The organism is Microcoleus sp. B7-D4 (assembly GCF_036705125.1).
Classification (GTDB): Bacteria; Cyanobacteriota; Cyanobacteriia; order Cyanobacteriales; family Microcoleaceae; genus Microcoleus.
This window is the reverse complement of record NZ_JAUBTT010000036.1, coordinates 42,272-64,642: the sequence shown is the minus strand read 5'-3', so window position 1 is coordinate 64,642 and position 22,371 is coordinate 42,272. Positions and strand designations below refer to the sequence as shown.

Sequence of the window (22,371 nt, the reverse complement as noted above, 5' to 3'; positions counted from 1 at the left end):
CAATAGATATGGAATTGCTCGCCCGCGTACCTCACGAAAGTTTAGAAAGGCTATATAATAATTATTATTGTTGATTTGCAGGTAATAATTTAGGAATGAGAATTAAATAACTTCCACTCTTGAAAGTGGGATGGGCGTCCCGCCCGTCCAAAAAAGACGGGCGGGACGCCCATCCCACAATAACAATTAAATTTGTAAGTTATTTAATTCGCGATCCTTAGTCAGTCCTGGACTCAAGAACATACCTCAAAAAATATTTAAATATTGTGACAGTTTCGTCCCGGACTATTTGTGTTGGACTTAACTTTTTTGAAGCTAGAGTTAACCCCCCCGATCGCGCTTTTGATAAGGGGCAATCGAGGGGGTTAACTATTATTTGTCAAGTATCTGAGGATATCAAGCAGGGTTCGCTTCGGCTCGTTTTTGTAGCAGGCGGGCAATTTCAGCTTTTTCTACAAGTCCGACGAGGACACCGTTTTCGCGAATGACGGGGAGTTCTTGTACTTTGAGTTGTTCCAGAAGGGTGACGACTTCGAGGAGGGATAATTCCGGTTTGACGGTGGTGGAAAATTCGATCGGCTTCAGGAGTTCTTTCACTAAAACTTCGGGCCAGCGTCCAGTAGGAATGGTTTTGAGGTCGTCAAGGTCGATCGCCCCTACCAATTGTCCGGCATCATCTGTTGCCAGGAACCGGCGCCAGGTATGGGCGCTACCGATAACGTAGTTGTTGGCAAATTCTCTGAGGGACAAGTCTTGGGAGACGATCGGACTTTCGGGGGTAACAGCATCTGCGGCGGTCAAACCTGCTAGTTTATTTTGGACTGTGGCATATTGGGCAGATTGACCGGCATTTTGCAGTAAGAACCAACCGATTACTAGATTCCAAATATTGCCAAAGATGCCTGTAGCAATGGCAATCCAACCAATTATTTGACCGACGCGGCTAGCAAAAATTACACCTTTGTAAGGGTTGCCAGTAATTTTCCAGACGATCGCTTTGAGGATGTTGCCGCCGTCGAGGGGCAAACCGGGGATTAAGTTAAATAAGGCTAAAACTAAGTTGATGTAAGCTAAAAGTCCGACGATGGCGGCTGCGGGGCCTGTGAGACCAGCACCGATGCCTATGGCTGTTAACAAACCGGATAGAAATAAGCTAACCAACGGGCCTGCAATTGCTACCCAAAATGCTTCGGCTGGGGTTTTGGATTCTCTTTCTAAATTAGCCAGTCCGCCAAACAGAAATAGCGAAATCGATTTCACGCCAATTCCCTGTTTAATGGCTACCCAACTGTGTCCTAATTCGTGGGCTAAGACGGAAGCAAATAACAGTAACGCTGTGAATAATCCCAGCATCCAGGGCGCTACGGGGCCTAATGTGGGAAACAGGGCAGCTAATGCGCCGCCGTACTGCCAGGTTACTAAACCCAGAACTAAAAACCAAGATGCGTTGACAAAGAAGGGAATCCCAAACAGGTTGCCGACGCGAAATGTACCGTTCATAATGGCTAACTCTGATTTTACGAATGAGAGGTTTTTCTCTCTGTCTCCTTATCGTAACGAAACGTAACGGCGATGTTAATGTTTCAATTAGGGTGTTATCCGTCTGTGGAGGTTCGGTTTGCTGAATAATTACCGCCGACTGCGGTTTGGCCCGCTAGGGGTTAAAAATCCTTATCTCAAAACGGAAGTTCTTGCTATGAGGCTTGAGGAGGATATCTGTTTTAGTTTTCTGTTTTAATTTTCAGCCGGTTTTAACTCAAATCTTGCACCTCTGTCATGAACAGGCAAGATGCCTGTTCCACCACAGATGGATTTTCTTTTTGCACCATTGTCAGCAACAGGCAAGATGCCTGTTCCACCACAGATGGATTTTCTTTTTGCACCATTGTCAGCAACAGGCAAGATGCCTGTTCCACAACAGATGAATTTTTTTTCTTGTGGGGAGTAGGAGTTGGGCATTCTGCCCGTCATGAACAGGCAAGATGCCTGTTCCACAAAAATTAAATTTTATTGTGGGGAGTAGGGGTTGGGCTTCTAGCCTGCCCATAAAAGCCTGATTGAGAATGGTGCAACCTATGAGTTTCAAGCAGGTTTAACTATAATGACTTACCCTAAGAATAGTTTAGATCCTAATAATTATGCCAGAATCCTTTTTGCTCGGCCGGCTGATGCTGCAATTAAACAGCGAAGTCGCTGATATTATTACAGACTTATCCGCTGTTGCTTTAACTCCCGATGGCCATTTGTGGCTGGGTTCCGATGAAACGACTTCGATCGAGCGTTTGTCGCTTGTCGCGCCTCATATTTTTGGAGAACATCAAAGATTTGCGATCGCAGATTTTATCGATCTACCTGGAAAATGCGAAATCGATATCGAAGGAATTGATTTCAGCAAAGATTATCTTTGGGTGGTCGGTTCTCACAGCACCAAACGCAAAAAAGCTAAAGGCAAAAACCCCGAAAAAGACATTGAAAGATTAGCACAAATCGTGACAGAGGTCAACCGCTATTTACTGGCGCGCATTCCTATAAAAGACGGGGTTTTGTGCAAGTCAATTCCCGATTCTGACAATCCCGAAATTCAACTGACAGTGGGATGCTTGCAGCGGACAGAAACAGGCAATTTGCTGACAGACGCGCTCAAAGATGACACCCACCTCGGCTTGTATTTATCTGTGCCGATTCCGAGTAAAGAAAATGGATTCGATATTGAGGGGTTGGCGGTGCGGGGCGATCGCATTTTGCTCGGTTTGCGGGGGCCGGTGCTGCGGGGTTGGGCGATTATTTTAGAAATAGAAGTTGAAGAGGCAGAACCGGGAGTTTTAAGGCTTAAGGAAATTGGGAAAGGAGGGAAATTGTACAACAAACATTTTGTTGATTTGAACGGTTTGGGCGTGCGAGAATTGTGCTGGGACGGAAAAGATTTGATTGTTTTAGCCGGGCCGACGATGACTTTATCGGGGGCGACGAGGGTTTTTCGGTTGAAGGGAATTTTAGGGCGATCGGGCGACAGTATTACTGGGCAAGATGGGGGAGATTTGGAGGTATTGTTTGACTTGCCTTTTAAGGTTAATACGGACAATGCTGAGGGGTTGAGCCTGTTTCCATATTTGGACGGGCAGAATTCGCTGTTAGTGGTTTACGATTCGCCGGATGCGGAGAGAATGGTTGATAAAAATGCTATTCTTGCTGATGTTTTTAGGTTGGGGTGAACAGAATTTACCAAGCAGCCGAAGCCTACCTTACTCAACGGAAAACTGCTGTAGTTGTTTGTCTATCCAGATAGGTTTTACTTTTGTCCTTTGCGAACCATATTCAGTCCATACAGATACAATTCAGCAACAGCATAGAGACGGGGGGGAGGATCTTTAGGACGAGATCGTTCTGTAAGAATACCAGCGTCTACCATCTCCCTGATGAGTTCCGCTAATTTTATATCTTTTACCCCCCATATTTCAGCCAGTCGGGTCTCATCAATGGGAGAACGCTCGCCCTGCAATTTTGTTAGATATTCTGCCAGTTCAGGGTATTCATTGCGTACCTCATCCACCCGTTGGTCAGAAACATATGGCAAAGCTTCGATCAGTGCCTTTGGACGTAAAACTATCTCAGAACTGTATTCTGTAGAAAAATTTTTCTCACCTTTGACTGCCTCTTGTAACAGCAATACTAAACTTCGAGGGAAGCAGTTCTTTTGTCCGTCAGCAATACGGGTGCGAACCCAGTTATAGGTGTAGGCTTTTTTCGTTTTACCCATCCGCTCACCCCATAGGTGATAAAGGCTAGTACGCAATTGTTCTAACTCAATTGTATGGAGTCGATCGACAGTAATTCCCAATTTTTCCTCCAAAGATTTGCTCAAAGTCTCAGAACTTGTCAGGGATTGGCGCAGTACAAGTCTCCAAAGGTCAGCCTCATCCCAGCGGAGTTGCAGCGATCGTCCGGTGTAATGTCCTTTGTTAGTAAAGTTGAGTTGATTCCAGATATCTTCTCGCAAAAATATCTTGGGGACAATACTTTTAAGACTTGTTCCGCTTTCCAACCACCAAGCAAGCAAGGCTTCGAGGGCACGCTTTCGACGCAAATAGTCTTTTTGAGTAGAGCCAAAGCCAGCATCTAGCTCATCGTAAAGCAGCCACACACGCTGACTATTTTCTTGCAGCCAACGGTCAACAGCGCGCAGTTGATCGCCTGATTGTGGAGAATTAGTGCTATCTGCCAACCACGAGACAATTTGAGCGTGTTCGGGATTTGGTTGAGAACTCAATCTAACCAGAGTCTCATCTGGATTAAATAGGGAACGCACTTTTGGTAGAGCGCGACACAGTTGCAATAGGGCATAATTTAACCAGAAGAATTGCCAGCTACTCTCACCCACCTGTTGTTCATAACTAGCTAAATCCGTGCTTTCTAGTATTTGTTCTTGCAGTCTTGGTTGGCCGTGTCCTGCAATAAAATAAACGTTGTTTAAATCAACATCAGAATGAGCTAACTTCTTGGCTGTTTCTGATTGCTCAACAAAAAGTCTGAACAGCAAGCTTTTTCCTGTTCCCTTAGCACCTCTTATCAGCCAACTTTTATTACTTAAAAACTTGGGAAAGTCCTCGGTTCTGTGAAATATCTCTGGAATACTAGATGGTTCTAATTCTTGGGCTGTTGCTGCTTGAAAATCTAACTCCTTTAATATCTTTTTATATTCGATATTTGTAGTTGCCAAGCTAGATTTAATATCGGGCAAGCTAGCATCAATGACCTCTGCAATCGGCAGATAATCATCTAGTAAGCTGTTAGATACGTTATTGACGAGACTAGACAAAGTGGCAATGTTGGGATTGTATAAAATTTTGTGGTAAAGTTCCTCAACTTTTGTTTCTACAGGCAAGCCCCAGTTATCCTCAATCCAACTCTCAACTCTGTTAGTCCAAATTCGCTGCAATTCATCTCCTACGGGTGGGATAGGTGTTAGGAGAAAGCGAATATCTGGCTTGCCTTGATAATCTCTTTGTTTCTTAACAGCTTGCACAACCCAACGCAGTCCTTGAAAACTTTGGTCAGTTGGGGAAAAGCAGATGATTGCCGTATCTGCTAGATCGAACAAGGCGATCGCGCTAGTGTCATTAAAACCTGGTCTAGCATCAATTAGAATAACATCGGGGTCTAGTCGATCTTTGATATCGCTTATCAGTTGTTCAACAGGATTTATTTCGCCTCTATAAAAAGATTGTAAAGTATGGCGATCGAGGTCAGCTAACCGATGAATATAATTTTCGTTATACTCTCCAGCCGGAACTAAAAATAGTTCGCCGCGAGTGCCTAAGTTAACCTGACAAATACAGTTATCAATAGTAGGAATATTTTGATCGGGAGTTAAATAACGTTGGTGTAGGTAATCCAATACGCCATACTGTTCTTCATTAATAGTCTCCAAATCGTTTTGAAACAAGACTGAAATGCCAGGGGCTTCAAGGTCGAAATCTACCATGACTACTCGACGGTTACGGGTTGCCAAAATACCTGCTACCAATCCTAATGCGGTAGAGCGGCCGACTCCTCCCTTAAAAGAATAGAATGTGACAACTAATGGACGTTTGGAACTATCTTCATCTAAACTTGCTGGCCGATCGGGTTCGGGAGCCATTAAAACATCTGACCACAGCGGTATTTGAATATGTTCGGGAGGTTGGTCAGCAGCTTCTTGTGGAGTTAACAAATCATAACCAGCCATTGGGTATTGACCCAAATAACAACCTATATTCTCTAAAAAACTGTCAATTTCCTCTTCGCGTTCAGCTAAAGACTTGCCATCAAAATAGCTGGTAACTACTCGAAGCTTCAGCCACCCTAGGGATGTGCGCTTAATCTTAATCTGAGTTTGCGGATCTTTATTTTTTAAAACTTGGCTGAGATGTTCGGAAATTTGTTGGTCTAATATTGCGGGATTGTTCATCATTCTTCGCCTTGTTTAGATAGTAATAAGCGATGTAACTTTTCGACGGCATTTATAAAGCGCTGGCTGTCTTCTTTATTGCCTAATTTATCTGAATAGCGCAGTTTATCATTCTGCCAAAGTGATGTAATTGTGTTCCATGCTTCTCTATAAGAGTTGGTTTGATCTAATTGAATGCTACGCTGTAGCGAATTCAAACACTCTAATAATTTAATTAGGTTATGCAAATCTGAACCTTGCAGGCCTTTTTTAAAGCTGCGAGTAGCTTTAAAATTGTTGGCGCGACCCTCTTCGTAACAAATGAGAGACTTTAGAGAACATTCTATCGCATAACCACCTAGGTACATCGCACCAGACCAACGTTCTTGCTGATGTAATACTTGAGCATCTTCAAGTCTGCGACGAGATGCACCTAGCTGAACGCGCCTATCGTAAGTATCTGTCAAAGGACTTACCTCCAGTATCACTTGAGTTTCCGATCGAGCTAGCGGAGCTTTAAGTTTACAGTAGCACTTGATGGCAATTACAAGTGGCAGTCAAGCGATCGTACAAACGAAGTGATGCCCAATTACGGCCGCGAAATTGGGTTAATTGTCGATCGCATCCCTTCGCCGCTGGCTGTAGCGTTTCAATTCATCAATTAACTGAGTATCGTTAGAAGCTGTTCTCGCGCCCGCTTCCGCCGCCCAGCGCTTCAAATCTTCAATTTGCGATCGCGCGATCGCAGCTAAAGGTACTGTATCCTCGATCGACCTCAAAATATCCTCGGTCATCAAATCCCGGCGCTGTCCGTTTACAAAAGTTCCAAAGGCCCGATACAATCCATCAATTACAACTTGCTCGATTTCTGCACCGCTAAAATTCTCAGCGCGTTTCGCCAAAACTCCCAAATCAAACTCCCGCAATCTAGTCGGCCGAAGTCGCTGCAAATGCACTTTAAAAATATCTTGCCTTTCCGATTCTGAGGGCAAATTTAAAAAGAAAATTTCATCAAATCTGCCTTTTCTGAGCAACTCTGCCGGCAAAATCCTGACGTTATTTGCCGTTGCGACAATAAACACCGGACTGGTTTTTTCCTGCATCCAAGTAATCAAACTGCCGAATACCCGGCGCGAAGTTCCCGAATCGCCGTCGCTGCCGCTGATAATGTTGCCGAAGGCTTTATCTATTTCATCGATCCACAAAACACAAGGTGCGATCGCCTCTGCTAATTGTATCATTTGCCTGACGCGACTTTCGCTTTCCCCGACCACGCCGCCAAACAATCTCCCAGTATCCAATCGCAACAGTGGCAAACGCCATTCTGAGGCTATTGTTTTCGCAGATAAAGATTTGCCCGTTCCTTGAATTCCTACTAACAAAACTCCTTTCGGATTCGGTATACCGTAGCGACGCGCTTCGTCAGTAAAAGCATCTTGCCGCATCTTTACCCACTGTTTCAAATTCTCCAAGCCCCCCACACTTTTTAGGGATTCTCTGGAGTTAAAAAACTCCAAAATGCCCGTTTGGCGAATTGCTTGCTGTTTTTCCTCCAAAACTCCGTCAATATCTGACTCGTTAATTTGCTGTTTGGCGGCCAAAGCTTTAGCCAAAACCCGCCCGATTCTAGCGCGACTCAAACCCTGACAAGCTTTAACCAACTGTTCCCTTGCTAAACCGCTAACTTGCAACTGTTGCGGCTTTTCCACAACGTGGGAAATTAAACTGTCGATTTCTTGGACGTTGGGCAAAGGAAAATCAATTACTGTGACTTCTTCTTTCAATTCCTCCGGCAATTCCAGCGTGTGAGAAGTAAGAACTATAGTTTTTTTGCTACGCTTCAATTCCCGCGTTAAATTCCGCAATTCCCGCACTACCGCCGCATTTTTTTCGGTGTATGGATATTTCAAAATGGGGTGCAAATCCCGCAGTACAAATATGGTATATTCTTCTACAGCAGTTTTGCTGACGCGATCGAGCGCCGCCATTACCGAACCTTTCCCAGAACCGTTATCCTCCCAGCCTCGCACAATATCCCACCGCAATACCCGGCGCGCGGGACTTACTTGCAGCGCTACTTGGGCAATTACGGCTTCGACCGGTTCCTCCTCCGCGCCGACAATGTACAGCAGCGAATAGCGGGCGCGAATCATCAAATCTAGTCGTTTTACCAGTGCCTCGAAATGGGTATTTTTACCGCCCTTGACGACATCTAATTCTTTGGGATTTGGGTAATTGTCGGTCATTTTAGTGGATATTTTAGAGGGAAATTCAACTTTATTAAATATTTTGTTCGCAGTCAGGATTTTAGTCCTTAAAATAATTTTACCCAACTAAAGGTTTGTAGTAAGGAAGTTAGTCCTTAACGGGAGCATCTCATATTTGTAAAAATACTTCTTCTGGCTCCTTCCTTCTTCTGGCTCCTTCCTCCTTCCTCTTTCCTTCTTCCTCTTTCCTTCTGCCTCCTGCCTCCTGCCTCCTGCCTCCTGCCTCCTGCCTCAAAACTCCAATTTCTAGCGGAGGGCTGCAAAGGTGAGATGCTCCCGTCCTTAACAACTATTTAACCGGACTAAATTCCGTACTGCAAACATTAAAATTATAACAGCCTAGTACGCAATTGACTACTTAGCAACTTTTCGAGCTTGTTTCACCATTTCAATGAGAGTGTGGTGAGCATCTTCGGCATCTTTTAAAGTGCGATCGAAATTTACTCTGACGGGCACTGTTTCGTCGTTGACTTTAGCGGTTAAATCCATGCCGTTGGCATCAATAGCGAGCATTTGAGCTTCTGTCGCCTCTGGTTTGCCGCCAAATGCTTGAGCATATAGCACGACAGCGTTAGCGTGGTCTTCGTTCATGTGAGTGCAGATGCGATCGCTAATCTCAGTGGAAAACTGTTCTGACATGGGGAGATTCCTCAGATGCAATATCGATCGATTGTACTGCGATCGGTACAAAGATTTCAACCGCTATCAATTGCATCAAGAGTTATGAGGGATATATAACTAAATTCTATCCGCGTAAATCGGCGTTGATTTGAGGTTAAACAATCAAATTATTCAACTATAATGATAAAATATTACTTTCTTAATATTGCATAGTAACATGAAAAACTCTAGCGCTTATATCGAACTACTCAAAACATTTCCGCCGCGACCCATAACTGCTGAGGAGCAGTTAATGGCAACTCAAGAAGCGATCGACTCTTTGTTGGATAAAGGCGAACTGACTCCCGACGAACGCGACTACCTCAACGTACTGGGAACCCTTGTTTATGAGTACGAGCAAACTTTAGAACCCATACCTGACATTTACGGAGTAGAACTGTTAAAGGCTTTAATAGAAGAATTTGAACTCAGACAAAAAGACCTAGTTCCTATTTTTAAAACCGAGTCTATTGTCTCTGACATCCTCCGTGAAAAGCGCCAACTTACAACCCAACACATACAAAAACTTGCAGAGTTTTTCTGCGTCTCGCCGGCTGTTTTCTTTCCGCTGCATCCAGTTCAAACAACTACTTGAATTGAAAAACCTATTTTTGTTTGTAGTAAGGACTTTAGTCCAGAAACCGGGTTTTTACGATAACACGCATTGTCACCGAGAGATTCTATAAAAACCCGATTTCTTTAATCGGAGTGCGTAAATCCTGAGAATGCTTCCTTTTCATTGCTTTTTAAAGGCGACACAGTTTATCATAATTAGCAACTAAAGAGAATTTAAACAACCTGCCATGCTGTGGACGCCCGGACAAATTCTGAGAACTCGCCCCTACCGCATTGACACCATCCTGGGAATGGGGGGATTTGGCATGACTTACAAGGCCACACACTTGCAACTTAACTATCAAGTTGTCCTCAAAACGCCAAATCTGAGTTTGCAAAATGACCCGGAATACGCCAACTTTGTTCGCAGATTTATCCGCGAAGGGCAAATCTTAGCCAAATTTTGCCAAAACGCGCATCCTGGAATTGTCCGCATTAGCGATTTGTTTGAGGAAAAAGGCCTTCACTGTTTGGTAATGAATTTAATTTCCGGGCAAAGTTTATTTGATACAGTACGGCAACAGGGACGACTCCCGGATACAGAAGCAGTGGCAATTATCCGCCAAATTGGAGAAGCATTAAGTGATGTTCACGAAGCCGGAATTGTCCATCGAGATGCCCATCCGGGTAATATTATGTTGCGTCCCAAGGGGCAAGCAGTATTAATTGATTTTGGTCTTGCGAGTGAATTAATGCCAACTATTATTAGTAGCAGACATCCTCATAACCCTGCTTTTGCTCCTTGGGAACAGCCTATCGAAGGTAGTGGTAAACCAACGGTTGATATTTATGCTTTGGCTGCATCTTTATATTATGCGGTAACGGGACAAGTGCCAACAGCTTCCCTCAATCGGCATTTTAGAAATGAAGCATTGCCATCTGCCAAAAATTTTGGGGTGAAGGATTGGGTGAATTTAGCAATAGAAAAAGGGATGGCATCCGATCCGCAAAAGCGGCCGCAGTCGATGAAAGATTGGTTGGGTTATCTGCGGGAACCGATTCCGCCAACAGTTGCCGGTGTTTCGGTACAGCTTAAATCGGCGCAGGGTGTTGATTATACTCGTCTTCTGGATGTTGATTATACTCGTCTTCTGGATGTTGATTATACTCGTCTTCTGGATTCGGTACTTAAATCAGCGCGGGGAGTTGACTATACTCGTCTGCGGGATTTATTGGCTGCGGGGAAGTGGAAAGAGGCGGATAGGGAAACATTCAAGGTGATGCTGAAAGCTGCTAGACGGGAGAAGGAAGGTTGGTTCACAGTTGAATCGATCAACAATTTTCCTGGCGATGATTTGCGGGCGATCGACCAATTGTGGGTAAAATACAGTCAGGGTCGCTTTGGCTTTAGCGTTCAGAAAAAGATCTGGTTGGAAGTAGGCGGTGAAGTTCGTTATGAGACTGAATGCAAGCTGGGAGAGCGTGTGGGTTGGCGAAAAGAAAAGACGGGTTGGCGAAAGAGTTGGTTGAACACAAGTGAGCTAACCTATAATAAACAAGCACCTAAAGGTCACCTCCCTTGGTATTGGTGGGTAGGTCGAAGAAGAGAGGAAAAGTTGGATAGTTGGGGTTTTGCAGGGTTGGGGTTTCTTCTCTCGCATCGAGAGCTGTAAGCTTTAGTCTATAGCGATTTCAGCCCCTTGTCAATTTTTTTTTTGAGAACCTTTTTCTACGAAGTTATCGGCTTTTGATCATTTCATTACCTGCTACGCGGGGGTTTACTCTTCAAACAACAGACTCGCGAAATTCGGGTGATAGCAATTGGCCAACACAAACTGTTCGGGGCTCAGAAACCGGGTTTTTTACGAAATATTCGGTTGTAGCCAGCAGATTCGGTAAAAACCCGGTTTCTTTGGTCAGTGCGTCACTCCTAATCTACTCTAAATTCGAGACTAAATGATGCGTTATGCGATCGTGATCGAAAAAACACCCAATAACTATTCAGCTTATGCGCCCGATTTACCCGGATGTGCAGCCACAGGCGCTACCCTTGCAGAAGTACAGCAGCAAATTAAAGAAGCGATCGAATTTCACTTAGAAGGGTTGCGAGAGGAGGGTTTACCCATTCCCGAACCAACTACTCTCTGTGAGTATGTAGAAGCATGGTAGTAGGACGAAATATTTCATGAATTAAATCTGCAAAATTCAAGGATAATAAATTTATGCTATACTTGAATTCTAATTTTTAACCCCAGATTCACCTATGCCAACTTTAACTGATATTGGCACTTTAATTATCTGCGAGCCACACCTTCGCAATGGCATCCCTATTATTGCAGGTACTGCCACATCGGTGCAGCGAATCGTAGTCTTATACAAACAAGGTAATAGTGCTGAGGAAATAGCAGCGGATCTGGATCATCTCACCTTAGCGCAGGTTTATGCTGCACTGACTTATTATCACGCAAATCGAGCAGAAATAGAAGCAGATTTAGCGGCTGAACAAGCAGAATATGAACGTTTGGCAGCATTAAATCGGCTAAAAATGCAGGAAAAAGCATGAGCCAAATTCGTCTTTACTTAGATGAAGATTCACGAAGTAAAAAACTATTGCAAGCTTTACAAAGTCGTGGTGTAGATGTTATTACAGTTGCCGAAACAGGGATGTTATCTCGCAGCGATGAAGAGCAATTAATTTGGGCTTTTACTAATCAAAGGGTAATTTATAGTTTCAACATTAGGGATTTTTATAGAATCCATACCAATTGGCTAGAAAGAGGAGATTCTCATGCAGGAATTATTTTAGGACAGCAAAATTATTCAGTGGGAGAACAAATGCGTAGGCTTTTGAGTCTAATTTCTGCCAAATCAGCGGCAGAAATGCAAAATCAAATAGAGTTTATCAGTGCTTGGAGTGAAGAGTAAAGATATTATCGATCGAGATAATTAGAATCCCGACTTCTCCAAGAAGTCGGGGTTGTGAGTATTCTGGTTTGTGACTACAAACTACACAGTCTAACTAAAAGATCGATCGTCAAATGGCAATTCATCAAACAGCGGAGCAATATCAGCCTCAGAATTCGCAACAGGGGAATTAGCGCGAGATTCCGACGGCTTAACAGAATTCACCTGGGCTACTGATAACTTGGCCGCAGGTTCCGATTTCTGTAGGTTAACTACAGGTAATTCTGCTCCATTTTCTCCATTTTTGCCAGTTTGATTCCACAACATCATTCCCAGCAAACCATCCACCAAACCGCCACCGCTACCGTTGCCTGTTACCGCAACATCCGGCACAACTCGCACGTGGCGATCGCCTATAATTTGCATTAACTGCAAAGCCGTATAACCGGAACCTCCCAAAGCTACAACACCCGCGCGATAAGCTTCAGCTTGAGCATTTCCCTTCACCCGAATCGACTCAGCTTCGCCTTGAGCTTGTTTAACCTGAGAATTCGCTTTCAACTCAGAAATCTTCACGCCTTGTTCCGATTTCACCATCTCTTGTTGAATCTCAGCCAGCGCCGTTTCCCGCACCAATTGTTGCCGCTGAGTTTGTGCTAATTGCTGCACCTCATAAGTCTTGCACTGTTCCTCAGCAATTTTGCGATCTGTTTGAGTTTGCATCAACTCTGCCGGTGGCAAAATATCCCCGATCAAAGTATCAATTGCTTGCACGTCATAGGTACGCAAAGCTGCTTTGATATACTCGGCGGCTTCCGCTTGCCTGCCGCTTCTTGCGGAGAGAAAATCTAATACAGAATAAGCTTGAGCCGAATTGCGGAAATAATTGCCAATTGTCGGCTGCAAAACGTGGTCTACTAAATTCTGCATCGAACCGACGCGAGAGATGACTTTTGGAGCATCCAAAGCGCCGACGTGAATAATCTGAGCTACTTCTAAATCAAAGGCGAAACCGTCTTGAGAACGCACGGTTAAAGACGAAAGTTGAGAATCGTAACTGTGCCTTTCTGTTTTACCCGACCAATTCAATACTATATTAGTAGTCGGTACTAACTCTACTTTTAAAATGCGCGTATTCAGCGGATGTTTCCCCGGATAAAGGGGAGTTACCCAAACCCCTTTATTGCCGACATTTACTAAATTTCCGTGAGTGAAAGCAGCACCGCTCACATCTTCCGAGGTTTTGCCGACATAGGAAATCACCGCGCCGACATAGCCGATCGGGATTTCGGTCATCGCCACTTGGTCAACCCCGACAAACCAAGGATTTAAGTTCCACGAACCGGAAAGCAAAACCTGTTCCTGCAAACCGCGCCGCCCGCCGGCGGTGATAAATTTTTGCGCGTTCTGGAAGTTGTCGTGATTCGGAATAATCGGGCCGGCAATTTCGCCATCTTGAATCGGAACGCCGTCAAAAGTTGTGACAATTCCTACTTTATCTGGGGCAATTCTGTACAGCTTTAATTGTTCGGCTGTCATCCCGTGTTTGGCAGCATTTGCCGCTGTAATTACTGTAAATAATGCTGTATTAATTCGATAGCTACCACCAGTCAAGATGCCTAGTTGTCTACCTTTTTCGCCGCCGCCTTTGAGGAATTGGCGAGCATCTTGAAAATTGTCACAGTCTGTGATTTTGCCGAGGATGCGCTGCGGTGGAATTGACTTACCACCTGCTGCGATAATCAGGGCAATTTCACCTTGGGGAACTACAGTCAGAGACTCTTTGCGAACGTTGTACTGCAAAGGCCAATAACCCCAGTGCCAACCGGGGGGCAAAGTATCAGCTTGATATCCAGCTTCTCCGTTTAAGGCAATTAAATCTCCTGGCGGTAAAGACTTGCCGCCAAAGCTAAACTTTTTACTGACAATGCCAACTTCCCGATCGCCAATTACTACCAATCCGCCAAAAAATAGCGGCAGCACCAGAATAATTATCATACCGCCGATCGCGATCGGGATAAATCCGCCCGGATCGAGCTGCATTGTCTGCACGGGAACAGTGCTGCGTAACTGCCCTAGCTGCAAGCTAGAATCAGGTTTTGCGACTAACTGAGTCGAGGTTTGAGTTGCGGGGGGGATATTGCTAGCTGCTAATACCGGCGAGGGTTTCAAACTGGTTGTTGCACTAAGAGCTAAAGACGCCGAAACAGCGGCTGCAAACTGTTTTAAAAAGCGGACTTTGAGTTGAGATTTGGACAAAAATGAATAAAGCATTTTTTTTGAGCCGGGCTAATTTGTCCTAGGATCTCCAGCTTAGCCTTACTAAAAAGTTTTGGCGTAAAACTTAAGGTCTTATTTATCATTATTTGCCGTCATAATAGTCATATTTATCAGTAGAAATACTTATAATTAAATTACAGGCTGACAATCCCCCGTTTTAATGCAGAAATCGCGGCCTGCGTGCGATCGCTAACTCCCATCTTGCTCAAAATATTGTTGATGTGAAACTTGACGGTGCTTTCGCTGATGTGCAGAACTTCACTAATCTTGCTGTTGCTTTTACCAGCGACTATGAGGCGGATGACTTCTAATTCGCGATCGCTCAATTCAGGCCCACTCAGGCGATCGGCTAACTTAACACCCACTGCCAGCGGAATATACTTTTTACCCTCAAAAACAGCCCGAATTGCTGCTAAAAGCTCCTCTGGTTCCGCATCCTTAAGCAGATAGCCCTTAGCACCAGCTTGCAATCCGCGATAAATGTTTTCATCGCCATCATAAGTCGTCAGCACCACAATCCGGGCGCTGGGAAACTCCGCACAAATCGCAGCAATGGCGGCGACTCCATCCATTTGGGGCATCCGCATATCCATAAGGGTGACATCGGGCTGATATTCGCGGAACATTGTTAATGCTTCCTGTCCGTTGCTAGCTTGTGCGACAACAATTAAATCTGATTCATTATCCAGCAGCGCCACTAAACCTTGCCGCACAATATAATGATCGTCGGCAATTAAAACACGAATAATATTTGATTGGTTAATCATGTTTACCCTGCTAATCTTATCAAAAAAAACTGAAGTTCTCACTACCAACTTACTATCTATAGTCATCCTAAATGATTCAGATAAATTTGTAGGGGTAGTGCTAAGAGTGCCTACCCCCTATCTATCGGGCAACCGGGCGTGGGATTGCCCCTACAATAATTATGCAAATGATTTAGGAGTGCTATATAGTCATCCTAAATCATTTGTGAATTTCTTACTCTCTCCCTTTGGTAAGGGGAGGGTGGGGGTGGGGTAAAAAATTTACTACTTATTTAGGATTGCTATATGGTGCGAAATGTGCACCTTACTTTACTAGCGATTAACTGAAACTATAACTTCTGTTCCGTTTCCGGGGCGACTGTTTACAGTTAGCTGCGCGTTAATGCGATCGGCGCGTTCTCTCATGCCCAATAAACCAAAGCCATTCCTAAAACAGATACTTTCTGTATCAAATCCCTCTCCGTTGTCTTTCACCCGCAAAATAAACTTGGATGTTTCGTAAACCAACTCAATTTTGATCGCTGTAGCTTGTGCATATTTGAAAATATTTGTTAATGCTTCCTGCCCGATCCGCAACAGGTTATTTTCTACCTCTAATGGTAGGGAATATGCCGTGCCAACCAATTCAAAAATAGTGTGCGTATCAGTATCTGATGACATTTGTTTAGCGATTTGGTTGAGAGCGCTATACAAGTCGCCATCTTCTAACAGTTGCGGGCGTAAAGATTCTACGGATCGCCGTGCTTCAGCAAGTCCAGAGCGAGCCAATTCGCAGACTGTTTTCATGTGTGCTTGTGCTTGTTCGGGATTCGCTGCTATTACCCGTTCCGCGGCTCCCAAATGTATGATTATGCCTGTAAAAGTTTGCGCTAAAGTGTCGTGAATTTCCCGCGCCATGCGGTTGCGCTCTTCTAAAATATTTTGGTCTATGAGTTGTTTAGACAGCCTTCTCAGACGCAATTGATTTTCCACGCGCACTAAAATTTCTTGTTGTTGAAAAGGTTTTGTAATGTAGTCTATTCCGCCCCCAGAGAAGGCTTTTACCTTATCGAAAACTTCTTGCAAAGCGCTGATAAAAATTATTGGAATATCTTGAGTTTTCGGAGTAGCTTTGAGCTGAGCGCAGACTTCATAGCCATCCATGTGAGGCATCATAATATCGAGTAAAATTAAGTCGGGTAAGTTGGCATTGATAAAGTTTAGAGCTAATTTCCCACTGGGAGCTAGGTGAACTTTATACCCAGCGACAGATAGTATCCCGCTTAAAAGTTTTAAATTCTCAGGACAATCATCAATAACTAAAATACTTTCTTCGCGGGTAAAACTGAGGTTTTTGTTCATGTTTCATCCCTTAATGTGTGTATTAAATTTAGCAACTGTTCGTACTGAAAATTTTTAATGCAAGCGGCGCTCGCCCTAGCTAAGGGCTGATTGATTTCGCGAATTTGACTGATGACTGTTTGCATCTGTTCCAAATCTAGATTGCTAATAGCTTGCTGAAGATTGGCTACTAACTCAGGAGGCAATTCAGAAAAAGCGCTTTTTGTCAATACATTTACTTCCTTGTCTGTGAAACTGGGGGCAGCATTTAGTTCTTCAAAAACGAATTGTACCCCGATATGTTTGTGCAGAACATCAAATATGTTTGCTTCTCTAAATGGTTTGCGAACAAAATCATCGCAGCCGGTAGAAAGGATAACGGCTTTCTCTTCCTCAAAACTACTTGCTGTTATGGCAATAATTGCTGTCTGGGGTAGGCACGGGGGCACTACCCCTACAAAATCCTCGTTTTCCGTAGGGGCAATCCCCCTGTGGTTGCCCTCTTTAATTTGTTTGGTTGCTTCATACCCATCCATCACCGGCATTCGCATATCCATAAAGATTAAGTGCGGCGAATATTGCTCCCACTTTTCTATTGCTTCTCTCCCATTTTGGGCTTCGTAGACTTCAAAACCGATCGCAGAAAGCAGTTTAACTAGCAATTGGCGGTTGTCAAAAGCGTCGTCTGCAACGAGAATCCGATAGCGGGGTTGATTGGGTGCGATCGCAATAACTCGTCTGGTTGGCTGTTCCCGTTGGCGATCGGCACTTTCAACTGAATTAACTTTAATGTCAAATTTGAAAATAGTACCGCATCCCGCACGAGAACTGACTCTCATTTCACCTCCCATTAACTGCACAAAAGAACGTGCGATCGTTAAACCTAATCCTGTTCCTTGTTGCGATTCTTCCCCGGTTTGGGTTTGCACAAAAGCTTCAAAAAGCTTGTCTAATTCACTAACATCAATTCCCGCTCCCGTGTCTTCAACCTCAAAGTAGATTTTATGAGCAAAATCGGGATTTTTAATCTTTACATAAATGCCGCCTTCGGAGGTGAATTTAATCGCGTTAGAAAGCAGGTTAATCAAGATTTGGCGCAATTTTATTTCATCAGTTCGCACATATTGGGGAACGTCGGGCATCCGCTCTACTAATAACTGCAATCCCTTATTTTGTGCCGGAAGTTGGAACATATTTTCGATGTCGTCCAGCAGGCGGTGGAGGTCAAAATTGGTCTCGTTGAGAGTCGTGCGTCCCGCTTCTATTTTGGACAAATCTAATACTTGGTTAATCAGTTCGAGCAAATGTTCTCCGCTGCGGGTGATAATACTCAGGTGTTCTTGCTGTTCCTGCAATAAGTTAGAACCGCGATTCATTAGTTGAGAAAAACCCAGAATTGCATTGAGGGGAGTCCGCAATTCGTGGCTCATATTTGCGAGGAATGTACTTTTTGCTCGGTTGGCTTCTTGTGCTGCGTCTTCGGCTCGTTGTCGTTCGATGATTTCTCGCTGGAGTTCGAGAGTGCGATCGCTCACTTGCTGTTCTAAAGTGCGGTTGTAGTCGGCTAAAACTTTTTCTGCTTGTTTGCGATCGGTGATATCTTGAAATGTGGCGATCGCATAATTAATTTTACCCGTGTCATCGACAATTGGTGTGCTGGAGACTTCCAAGGAAACAATCCGATCGTGTCGGTGCAGTTCCATATCGTCTACTTTGACCGTTTCACCCCCCAAAGAACGCATAATTGGCATTTGTGCGGTGGGATATAACTCGTTAGTTCCTGCTAAATAAGCTTGACCGATTTCGGCAAATTGAGCGGCATTTAATTCGGGTATATAATTGATGCCGCTGAGTTGGGAAGCTGTGGGATTTGCGTAGGAAATTTGTCCGGCGCTGTCAATTACTGTTACTCCTATCGGCATCGCATTGATAAATTGAGTAAGCCGGTTTTCGCGTTCTTTTACTTCTGTGTAGAGTTTAGCATTGGTAAGTGCGATCGCCGCTTGTCCCGATAACAATTGCAAAATTTCCAGGCGATCGGGAGTAAAAGCTTGTGCGGTAAGGTTATTTTCGAGATAAACAATAGCAGCCAGTTGACCTTGATTCATCAAAGCCGCACACAAAATAGACTTGGGCTGACGTGCTTTGATGTAAGGGTCATTCGTAAAGTTACCTTCACGAGTGGCATCATTTAAGACTAAATTTTCTTGGGTTCGAGCGACATAATTGATAATAGCTTCGGAAACTTCCTGGCAATTTTCAATCGGCTCAGATTGCAACACTGTTATCCGTTCATCATTAATTGCACCTTCAGCTTCAATCAGCAATTTTCCCTGGGTTTCTAAAATTAAATATCCTTTGTGAGCGCCGACATTTTCAATCAAAATTTTCATCAATCTGGAGAGTAATTTATCCTGTACAATTTCCCCAGCAATTGCCTCGGAAGCTTTCATGACTGTAGCGATATCCAAGGAAGAACTAGAACGGCTACCCGTAGTTGATGTAGTGGTTGAAATGTTTTTCTTTGTAGGTAGATCGAGCGTAAATAATTGCGGATATCGCGTTTCTAAATCTTTAACTTTAGCCACGGCACCCCAGAGTTGATAGCAGTAACGAGCTTCCTGCATATAAGCTTTGGCTGTTAATTCTTTCCCCCTATATAAATAGAACTTGCCTGCGAGTTCGTAAGCGAGGGCGGCTTCGTGGATGTACTCGTTTTCTTTGGCAAGGGAGATGGCGCGATCGTAATAGTCGATCGCTTCCACAACTTGCCCCAAAACTCGCGCTTTTTCAGCTTCAACTAGATAAAATTTATGTAAGTAATTCATGGGAGCGTGATGCGCCCATACCTGCATTTTTTCTTGATTAGCATTAACCCGCTTGAGAGCATTTTCTTTTTCAAAATTTGAATAATCAGCAAATACACTTAAATGCGCTAGAGCATCATAAAAATGGAAGATAGGTATAGCTGCCATTCCCATCACACCATCTAAATATGGTTCTGCAACTACTGCATTTTTAGCAGCTTCATGGGACTTTCCAAACAAATAGCACAATATCAACTTATTTAGATAAAGCAATAAAAGTCCTTGTCTATCGCTCAATTCTAGCTGAAGTGGCTGAAGTGGTAGAAATTTCTCTTCGTTATAAAACTCTCCTATTAGCTGAGTTGGATTGTCAGCCTTACCTAATAAGTTAAAAATAATTTGTAAATACATGGCTAACCAAGTCAAGCAAGTATTGTTTTTTTTATTGGTCGGTATTTCATAAAAATAAATTAACTCTTTTCCTAAGTCTTTAAGTTCACATCCTACTGAGTAGGCATTAAAACAATAATCAAAAGTAGAATAACCAATAAAATCTATATTCCCTGTTTCAACAGCGCAGAAATAAGCCTCTTTTAAAATTGATAAGCTTCCCTTAAGATGCTTTTTCCAATGCAATATATGATTGCCAAATATATCTAAAACTCCAGCCTTCAGGTAATCGGCATTTAATTTTTCTACTAACCTTAAACCTAATCTTCCATATTTATAGCCACTTTCAATATCTTGTATAGTTGTACACAATATGACTCCGTAACTTGCGTAAGCAAAACTAGACTTAGGAGCATTGCCAAATTTAATAGATAAATCAATCTGTGTTAACACAAGTGGCACTAATAATTCTGGAATACCTATATAGCCGATCCCTATCATTCCTCCCAGAATCGACATAGCTGCTAGAGATTCTGGATCGGTCATTTTGGGCAGGTTAATTAAGTTGTAAGGTTCCGCTTTTATATATATGTTATTTGGAGATTTTGGCCAAAGAACTCCTAGCAAATGTAGCACTTTTAATCCAAGGTTAAACCCTTCTTTAAACTTGCTTTTTTTTATGCAATTTTCAATCTTCAACTCATATATTGGGACTTGCTCTAGAACAGTTTTAGCATTTTCTAGGACAAGGTTAGCTAAAGCTTCCATTTGCTCAAAATTCCCCAAACGGTAGGCTACCTGTGCGGCTTCTTGATGTAGTTGCAAGCTGAGGTGGTATTGCAGCAGCCAAGTGTTTCCTGTCAGCAAATTTATCCCTGTTTGCAGATAGTTAAAAGCTGGCTGATAAGCCGTTGATGCTTTAGCCTTTTGACCTGCTATTAGGTTTAATTCTGCCAGTTCATATTTTTCTTCATGATAAACAATTAACTCTAAGCCGAAATTTAATTGATTAACAATATCAAATATTTTTTCGTCTCGCTTGTCGATGGGAGTATTTTGCAGCAGTAGTTGTCCTATTTGTTTGTGGACGATCGGCTTATCCTGTTCATCAATCAGGGAACAAGCGGCTTGCTGAATTCTGTCATGAACAAACTTGTATTCGATGGATTGGCTACTGGGTAATTTTCCGGCAATTTCTAATTCCACATCTCCCATATTCCCCAGCAACACGACTAAATTCTCAGCAACTGCTGCGTACAAATCCTCCGCCGTTTGTCCCACAGATTTTTCGCAAAGTGAGGCGAGGGTTTTCAAATCGAATTGATTGCCAATGCAGGCTGCTATCTTTAACGTTTCCTGCGTATTATCGGGCAGTTGTTGAATTTTGCTAGCCATCAACTCGACAACATTATCAGTGAAATTCCTCGCTTTAATTTCCTCTAAATCCCACTGCCAACTCCCCTGTCTCCCCTCTTGGTAAGGCTGGGCTGCTTCATTCTCTTGTAGCGGCAATCCCCCCGTCGTTGCCGCGATATCTGAAACCCCTACCCCATCGTCTATGGGCTGGGCGGGCACGGGGGCACCGCCCCTACAAAACCCTGGTTTTTCGTAGGGGCAATCCCCCCGTGGTTGCCCCGAAACAGCCCTGGGGGTAAAGTCAAATTGTAACAGTCCTTCTGTATAAAGCGATTTGAGAAATTCATTCATAAAGAAAGGATTCCCGCCCGTCTTGAAAAACACTAACTCGGCAAGGGATTTGACTCTTGCTTCCGGGCAATTCAGGGCATCAGAAATCAGTTGAGTAACAGAGGATAACTCCAAAGGTGACAGGAAAATGCGATCGACTTTTGCCCCATTTTTGACAATCTCTTCAATTGTTAGCATTAACGGATGAGCCGCAGAAACTTCGTTATCCCGATAAGCCCCAATTAAAAACAGTCCCGCTGGCGAAGCATTCATCAGCAGTTGCATCAGTTTCAGAGATGCGCCGTCAGCCCACTGCAAATCATCGATAAATATTGTCAGAGGATGTTCGGGTTTGGTAAAGACTTTAATGAAGTTTTGAAACACAAAATTAAAGCGATTTTCCGCTTCAGCCGCACCCAATTCTGGCGGCGGGGGTTGCTTGCCGATAATTAATTCAATTTCGGGAATTACGTCAATAATAACTTGACCGTTAATTCCCAATGCGTCTAATAACTTTTCCCGCCATTCTGTGAGATTGGCTTCGCTTTCTGCTAACAGTTGTTTGGCTAAATCCTGAAAAGCATTGACAATGGCGCTGTAAGGAATATTGCGCTGATATTGGTCAAATTTGCCGGAGATAAAATAACCGCGATGTTGAGTAATCGGTTTGTATAATTCTTGCACCAAAGCTGATTTGCCGATACCAGAATATCCCGAAATCAGCATCATTGAGCTTGTGGCACAGGCATCTTGCCTGTGACTGCTTGTGGCACAGGCATCTTGCCTGTGACTGCTTGTGGCACAGGCAT

At 43.7% G+C, this 22,371-nt stretch carries 17 protein-coding genes; 6 read left to right on the top strand and 11 right to left on the bottom strand.

Annotated features, from left to right (window positions below; all coding sequences use genetic code 11):
* Window positions 1–396: 396 nt before the first annotated feature.
* Together QUB12_RS16265 and QUB12_RS16260 are read right to left on the bottom strand one after the other, a co-directional pair.
* Window positions 397–1,500, bottom strand: coding sequence for a site-2 protease family protein (locus QUB12_RS16265; protein ID WP_333143621.1), 1,104 nt, complete (start codon window positions 1,498–1,500; stop codon window positions 397–399).
* A 251-nt stretch (window positions 1,501–1,751) separates the two neighbouring features.
* Window positions 1,752–1,916 carry a hypothetical protein gene (locus QUB12_RS16260; protein WP_333300638.1) on the bottom strand — a complete coding sequence of 55 codons (165 nt, stop codon included), beginning with the start codon at window positions 1,914–1,916 and terminating at the stop codon, window positions 1,752–1,754.
* A 222-nt stretch (window positions 1,917–2,138) separates the two neighbouring features.
* Here QUB12_RS16260 and QUB12_RS16255 point away from each other — a divergent pair, with 222 nt between their 5' ends.
* Window positions 2,139–3,212: a DUF3616 domain-containing protein gene (locus tag QUB12_RS16255; RefSeq protein WP_333307619.1), complete on the top strand. Its 1,074-nt coding sequence runs from the start codon at window positions 2,139–2,141 to the stop codon at window positions 3,210–3,212.
* Between the two features lie 77 nt (window positions 3,213–3,289).
* Here the strand turns inward: QUB12_RS16255 and QUB12_RS16250 are convergent, their stop codons facing one another.
* The 5 genes from QUB12_RS16250 to QUB12_RS16230 all read right to left on the bottom strand — a co-directional run bounded on the left by QUB12_RS16250 (window position 3,290) and on the right by QUB12_RS16230 (window position 8,832).
* Complete coding sequence (locus QUB12_RS16250; RefSeq protein ID WP_333307616.1) at window positions 3,290–5,950, bottom strand: ParA family protein; 2,661 nt, start codon at window positions 5,948–5,950, stop codon at window positions 3,290–3,292.
* Entirely contained in the window at window positions 5,947–6,393 is a 447-nt protein-coding gene (locus QUB12_RS16245) for a HEPN domain-containing protein (protein ID WP_333307614.1), read from the bottom strand. The genes QUB12_RS16250 and QUB12_RS16245 overlap by 4 nt, the downstream gene beginning before the upstream one ends.
* A gap of 141 nt (window positions 6,394–6,534) precedes the next feature.
* Window positions 6,535–8,172 carry an AAA family ATPase gene (locus QUB12_RS16240; protein ID WP_333307611.1) on the bottom strand — a complete coding sequence of 546 codons (1,638 nt, stop codon included), beginning with the start codon at window positions 8,170–8,172 and terminating at the stop codon, window positions 6,535–6,537.
* A 130-nt stretch (window positions 8,173–8,302) separates the two neighbouring features.
* Window positions 8,303–8,482 carry a hypothetical protein gene (locus QUB12_RS16235; RefSeq protein WP_333143624.1) on the bottom strand — a complete coding sequence of 60 codons (180 nt, stop codon included), beginning with the start codon at window positions 8,480–8,482 and terminating at the stop codon, window positions 8,303–8,305.
* 65 nt (window positions 8,483–8,547) lie between these two features.
* On the bottom strand, window positions 8,548–8,832 hold the full coding sequence (locus QUB12_RS16230) for a DUF2470 domain-containing protein (RefSeq protein WP_333143625.1): 285 nt from the start codon (window positions 8,830–8,832) through the stop codon (window positions 8,548–8,550).
* 199 nt (window positions 8,833–9,031) lie between these two features.
* Between QUB12_RS16230 and QUB12_RS16225 the strand changes: the two genes are divergently transcribed.
* The 5 genes from QUB12_RS16225 to QUB12_RS16205 all read left to right on the top strand — a co-directional run bounded on the left by QUB12_RS16225 (window position 9,032) and on the right by QUB12_RS16205 (window position 12,333).
* Entirely contained in the window at window positions 9,032–9,448 is a 417-nt protein-coding gene (locus QUB12_RS16225) for a transcriptional regulator (RefSeq protein ID WP_333143626.1), read from the top strand.
* A 208-nt stretch (window positions 9,449–9,656) separates the two neighbouring features.
* Window positions 9,657–11,081, top strand: coding sequence for a serine/threonine-protein kinase (locus QUB12_RS16220; protein WP_333307609.1), 1,425 nt, complete (start codon window positions 9,657–9,659; stop codon window positions 11,079–11,081).
* Window positions 11,082–11,364: 283 nt separating this feature from the next.
* Window positions 11,365–11,577 carry a type II toxin-antitoxin system HicB family antitoxin gene (locus QUB12_RS16215; protein ID WP_333300636.1) on the top strand — a complete coding sequence of 71 codons (213 nt, stop codon included), beginning with the start codon at window positions 11,365–11,367 and terminating at the stop codon, window positions 11,575–11,577.
* A gap of 94 nt (window positions 11,578–11,671) precedes the next feature.
* Window positions 11,672–11,971: a DUF433 domain-containing protein gene (locus QUB12_RS16210; RefSeq protein ID WP_333143629.1), complete on the top strand. Its 300-nt coding sequence runs from the start codon at window positions 11,672–11,674 to the stop codon at window positions 11,969–11,971.
* Complete coding sequence (locus QUB12_RS16205) at window positions 11,968–12,333, top strand: DUF5615 family PIN-like protein (RefSeq protein WP_333143630.1); 366 nt, start codon at window positions 11,968–11,970, stop codon at window positions 12,331–12,333. Before QUB12_RS16210 ends, QUB12_RS16205 begins: the two co-directional genes overlap by 4 nt.
* 90 nt (window positions 12,334–12,423) lie before the next feature.
* Here QUB12_RS16205 and QUB12_RS16200 read toward each other — a convergent pair whose 3' ends face one another.
* From QUB12_RS16200 to QUB12_RS16185, 4 genes are all read right to left on the bottom strand, one after another.
* Window positions 12,424–14,586 carry a flotillin family protein gene (locus QUB12_RS16200; RefSeq protein ID WP_333307606.1) on the bottom strand — a complete coding sequence of 721 codons (2,163 nt, stop codon included), beginning with the start codon at window positions 14,584–14,586 and terminating at the stop codon, window positions 12,424–12,426.
* A gap of 140 nt (window positions 14,587–14,726) precedes the next feature.
* Window positions 14,727–15,356: a response regulator transcription factor gene (locus QUB12_RS16195; RefSeq protein ID WP_333307629.1), complete on the bottom strand. Its 630-nt coding sequence runs from the start codon at window positions 15,354–15,356 to the stop codon at window positions 14,727–14,729.
* Window positions 15,357–15,671: 315 nt separating this feature from the next.
* A complete protein-coding gene (locus QUB12_RS16190) occupies window positions 15,672–16,700 on the bottom strand; it encodes a response regulator (RefSeq protein ID WP_333143632.1) in 1,029 nt (342 codons plus the stop codon).
* Complete coding sequence (locus QUB12_RS16185; RefSeq protein WP_445300668.1) at window positions 16,697–22,291, bottom strand: AAA family ATPase; 5,595 nt, start codon at window positions 22,289–22,291, stop codon at window positions 16,697–16,699. The genes QUB12_RS16190 and QUB12_RS16185 overlap by 4 nt, the downstream gene beginning before the upstream one ends.
* Window positions 22,292–22,371 lie beyond the last annotated feature (80 nt).